The sequence below is a fragment of the Streptomyces sp. WAC04114 genome, from assembly GCF_019733245.1.
Lineage (GTDB): Bacteria > Actinomycetota > Actinomycetes > Streptomycetales > Streptomycetaceae > Streptomyces > Streptomyces massasporeus_A.
This window is the reverse complement of record NZ_JAIGQA010000296.1, coordinates 1-5,279: the sequence shown is the minus strand read 5'-3', so window position 1 is coordinate 5,279 and position 5,279 is coordinate 1. Positions and strand designations below refer to the sequence as shown.

The window sequence follows — 5,279 nt, the reverse complement described above, 5'->3', positions numbered from 1 at the left end:
GTCGACCACCGCCACCGCACCCGGAGTCCGCGCCACCCGCACCTCGAACGCCTCCGGCACCAGCACAGGCACCCCGACAGAACCGGTGTCGTTCCACTCCACCAACACCCGCCGACGCTCATCCACACCCAGCACGTCGACCGCGCTCACCGGCAACTGCGGTTGGATGACGAGGAGTTCGAGGACGCGTGTCCAGGTCGTGGCGATGCGCTCGGCCCACTGGGGCTCGAAGAGGTCCAGGGACACGGTCACCGAGCCGTGCAGGCCCGCAGGCGTCCCGTTCGAGCCGAACGCCTCCGCCACCAGGACGTCGAGGTCGAACTTCGCGGCGCTCTTCCCGAGGGAGATCTCCTCCGCGACCGCGCCGGCCTGCACGCCCGTCAGGTCGAGCTCCGCTTTCAGCGTGTCCTGCTTGGTGAAGACGACCTGGAAGAGGGGGTGGCGGGCCATGGAGCGGGACGGGGAGAGTTCCTCCACCAGCCGTTCGAACGGCACGTCCTGGTGTCCGAAGGCCGACAGGTCGGTCTCCCTGACCCGGGCCAGCAGTTCACGGAACGTGGGTTCGCCGGACAGGTCCGTGCGCAGGACCAGGGTGTTCACGAAGCAGCCGACCAGGCCGTTCAGGGCCTCGTCGGTGCGTCCGGCGTGTGCCGAGCCGATCACGATGTCGGTGCCGGCGCCCAGCCGTGACAGCAGGACGGCGAGCGCCGCCTGCATGACCATGAACACGGTCACGCCTTCCGCCCGAGCCAGTTCGGCCAGCCGGGCGTGCACCTCCGGCCCGACGGCCAGGGAGGCGGTGTGTCCCCGGTGGGACGCGATCTCCGGGCGGGAGTGATCGAAGGGCAGCTCCAGCTCCTCCGGCGCGCCGGCCAGGGCCTCACGCCAGTAGGCGATCTGGCGGGCGATGAGACTCTCGGGGTCGTTCTCGTCGCCGAGCAGCTCGCGCTGCCAGAGGGCGTAGTCGGCGTACTGCACCGGCAGCGGCTCCCAGCCGGGGGCCTGCCCCGCGCACCGGGCCGCGTACGCACGCGACACGTCCTGTGCCAGCGGGGCCGAGGACCAGCCGTCGCCGGCGATGTGATGCACCGTCACCACGAGGACGTGTTCGTCGGACGCGCTGAACAGCTCTGCCCGGATGGGGAGTTCCGCCGAGAGGTCGAAGGGATGCTCGGCCGTCTTGGCGACAGCCCGGGCGAGTTCCGCCGGGGGTAGGTCGGTGTGGGTGAGTTCCCAGTCGAGGTCTTCGGGCGCCAGGATCCGCTGGTAGGGCTCCCCGTCGGCGACCGCGAAGACGGTGCGCAGCACCTCATGGCGCGCGAGGACGTCCCGCAGTGCCGCGTTCAGCGCCGCGCGGTCCAGGGCGCCGGTCAGCCGCAGGGCGACGGGGATGTTGTAGGTCGCGCTCGGGCCCTCCAGCCGGCTGAGGAACCACAGTCGGCGCTGCGCGAACGACAGCGGTATCCGTTCGGGACGAGGAAGCTCGGTCAGGGCGGGGCGGGCTCGCTCGGCGTCGGTCAGCCGGGCGGCCAGCGAAGTCACGGTCGGGGCTTCGAAGAGCACCCGCAGCGGGACCTCGACCCCGAGCACGGTGCGGATCCGGCTGACGAGCCGGACGCCGAGCAGTGAGTGTCCGCCCAGCTCGAAGAAGTCGTCGTCCACGCCCACCGAGGGCAGGTCGAGGACCTCGGCGAAGGCCAGGCAGAGGATCTCCTCCCGCACGGAGGCGGGTCCGCGGCCAGTGCCGGGGGTGGCGATGGTGTCGGGCGCGGGCAGGGCCCTGCGGTCCAGCTTCCCGTTGGCGGTGAGCGGCAGGGCACCGAGCACCACGACCGCCGACGGCACCATGTAGGACGGCATGCGCTGTTCCGAGTACTCCCGTACCGCGCGGGCGAGTTCGGCGGCCGGAGCCCCGGACTCGGCGGGCACGACGTAGGCGACCAGCTGCTTGTCCTGCGCGGTACCGTCCAGGTGGGCGAGGACGGCCGCCTGGGCGACGCGGGGGTGCGCGGCCAGCAGCGTCTCGACCTCGCCCGGCTCCACCCGGAACCCGCGGATCTTGACCTGCTCGTCGGCGCGGCCCACGAAGACGAGGCGGCCGTCGGGGGCCCACCGAACCCGGTCGCCGGTGCGGTACAGCCGCTCGCCATCCGCGCCGAAGGGGTTGGCGACGAAGCGCTCGGAGGTCAGGTCGGCTCGGCCGAGGTAGCCGCGAGCCAGGCCGGCGCCGGCGACGTACAGTTCGCCCGCCACCCCGACCGGCACCGGTGTCAGGTACTCGTCCAGGACGAAGACCCGCATGTTGTCCAGGGGGTTGCCGATGGGCAGTGCCTCGCCGAGCGCGTCGGCGCCGTGGACGGCGTACTGCGTGGCGCACAGCGTGACCTCGGTCGGCCCGTACAGGTGCCGGACGACGACTCCGGGGCAGGCGTCGAGGATGCGGCGGACCGACTCCACCGGCACCACGTCGCCACCCGTCAGGATCTCCCGGACGCCCTCGAAGCATCCGGGGTCCTGCTCGGCCAGCACGCGCCCGAGTCCGGCGGTGACGTGCACGTGGGTCAGCGCGTGCCGGGTGACGAGGGAACGCACCGTGCCGGCGTCCATCGGCCCGGAGGGGGCGACGACCACGCGGCCGCCCGCGAGGAGCGGGACCCACAACTCGTACGACGACGCGTCGAAGGCGTGCGGGGCGTGGAAGAGGACCCGCGCGTCCTGCTCGACGCCCCAGAACGAGGCGACGGCCAGCTGTACGACGTCGCGCTGGGTGGTCACGACGCCCTTCGGCGTACCCGTGGAACCGGAGGTGTACATGACGTAGGCGGCGTGGCCGGGCAGCAGCGTGCCGCGCCGGTCGGCCCCGGTCACCGGCGACGAGTCGGACGCTTCCGCCGCGTCCCACAGTGCCGGGTCGTCCACGGGGAGCACGGGCGCCTCGAACGACTCGGGCACGATCGGCGCGCATTCCGCCGAGGTCAGCGCGCACACCGGGGCGGCGTCGGCGAGCACGAACGCGATCCGTTCCGCCGGGTGATCGACGTCGACGGGCAGGTACGAGCCACCCGCCTTGAGGACGGCCAGCAGCGCCACGAGCAGGTCGAGGTCGCGGCGCATCACGACCGCCACCACCGCGTCCGGGCCCACGCCCCGCGCGATCAGCAGGCGGGCCAGCCGGTTGGCCCGCGCGTCCAGTTCGGCGTACGACAGCTCGACGTCCCCGAATGCCGCCGCGATTGCCTCGGGAGTGCGCGCCACCTGTGCGTCGAAGGCCTCGGCCACCGTGACGTCCGGGACATGGCGACCCGTGTCGTTCCAGTCCCGCAGGACCTGGCGCCGCTCCTCGTCCCCGAAGACGTCCACGGTGCCGGCGGTGGCGTCCGGGTTCTCGGCCAGCGCCGTCAGGACCCGCAGGAGCCGCTGCGCGATTCGCTCGACGGACGGCGCGTCGAACAGATCGGCCGCCGCGACCAGCGATCCTCGCAGTCCGGCCGGGGCGCCCTGGGCGTCCACGGCCTCCTGTACGGACAGGTCCAGATCGAACTTGGCCACGGTGGCCACGCCGGTCACGCCCGCCGGTTCGCCGACCAGTGCCCCCGTCAGGTCGAGTGTCGCCTCGTCGTTGTTCTGGAGGGTCAGCATCACCTGGAACAGCGGGTGACGGGCCAGGGAGCGGTGCGGGGCCAGCTCCTCGACCAGCTTCTCGAACGGCACGTCCTGGTGGGCGAAGGCCGCCAGACCGGTGGCCTTCGCCCGGCCGAGCACCTCACGGAAGGTCGGCTCGCCGGACAGGTCCGTGCGCGTCACGAGGGTGTTCACGAAGAACCCGACCAGGTCGTCCAGGGCCTCGTCCGAGCGGCCCGCGACGGCCACGCCGATCGGGATGTCGTCACCCGCGCCGAGCCGGGACACCAACACCGCCAGCGCCGCCTGGACGACCATGAACATGGTCACACCCTCGGTACGGGCGAGTTCGGCCAGCCGTGCGTGCAGCTCGGCCGGCACCTCCAGCAGCGCCTCGTGGCCCAGGTGGGAGGAGATCGCTGGACGCGCGTGGTCGAAGGGCAGTTCCAGCTCCGTCGGAGCGCCGGCCAACGCCTCACGCCAGTAGGCGGTCTGCCGGGAGACGAGGCTGTCCGGGTCGGTCTCGTCGCCGAGCAGGTCACGCTGCCACAGCGCATAGTCGGCGTACTGCACGGGCAGCGGCTCCCAGCCGGGAGCCCGCCCCGCGCACCGGGCCGCGTACGCGGCCGACAGGTCACGCGCGAGCGGAGCCGTCGACCAGCCGTCACCGGCGATGTGATGCACCGTCACCACGAGCAGGCGCTCGTCGTCGGCCGTCTCGAACAGCCATGCCCGGACCGGCAGTTCCGACTCCAGGTCGAACGCGTACCCCGTGGCCCCGGCCACCGCCTCGTCCAGGTCCTCGGCAGCGACGGGGTTGACCGTCAGGGCCCAGTCGATGTCGGCCGGCGCGAGAATCCGCTGGTACGGCTCCCCGTCCGCCGCCGGGAACACCGTCCGCAGCACCTCGTGCCGCTCCACGACGTCCCGCAGGGCCCCGGCCAGCGCATCCCGGTCCACTGCCCCGGTCAGCCGCAGCACGGTCGGCACGTTGTACGTCGCGCCGGGCCCCTGCAGACGGTTCAGGAACCACAGCCGACGCTGCGCGAACGACAGCGGCACCCGCTCGGGCCGTTCCCGCACCGTGAGGGCCGTACGCCTGGCGTCGGCACGGTCCACGGCGGCCGCGATACCGGCCACCGTCGGGGTCTCGAAGAGGGTGGCGATCTCCAACTCGACACCGAGCACCGTCCGGACCCGGCTGACCAGCCGGACGGCGAGGAGGGAGTGCCCGCCGAGTGTGAAGAAGTCGTCGTCCACACCCACGCTGTCGAGCCCGAGCACGTCAGCGAAGGCCTCGCAGAGGATCTCTTCGCGGGCGTTGGCCGGGCCTCGGCCTGCGCCGGCCTGATACTCGGGTGCGGGGAGGGCCTTGCGGTCGAGCTTGCCGTTGACGGTCAGCGGGAGCTCGTCCAGGACGACGATCGCCGAGGGGACCATGTAGTCCGGCAGTCGGGCCGACAGGAACCGGGTGATGGAGTCGGGCAGTTCGGCCGTGTCGTCGTCTACTACGACGTAGCCGACCAGGCGCACGTCGCCCGGGGTGTCCTCGCGGGCGACGACAGCCGCGCGGGCCACCTGGGGGTGGGCGGCGAGGGCGGCCTGGACCTCACCCGGTTCGATCCTGAAGCCGCGTACCTTCACCTGCTCATCAGCGC

General features: G+C 72.5%; 1 protein-coding gene. It reads right to left on the bottom strand.

What is annotated here, in order from left to right; translation table 11 throughout:
* On the bottom strand, positions 1-5,265 hold a 5,265-nt coding region (locus K4G64_RS38135), incomplete at its 3' end, for a non-ribosomal peptide synthetase (RefSeq protein WP_221760444.1).
* Positions 5,266-5,279 lie beyond the last annotated feature (14 nt).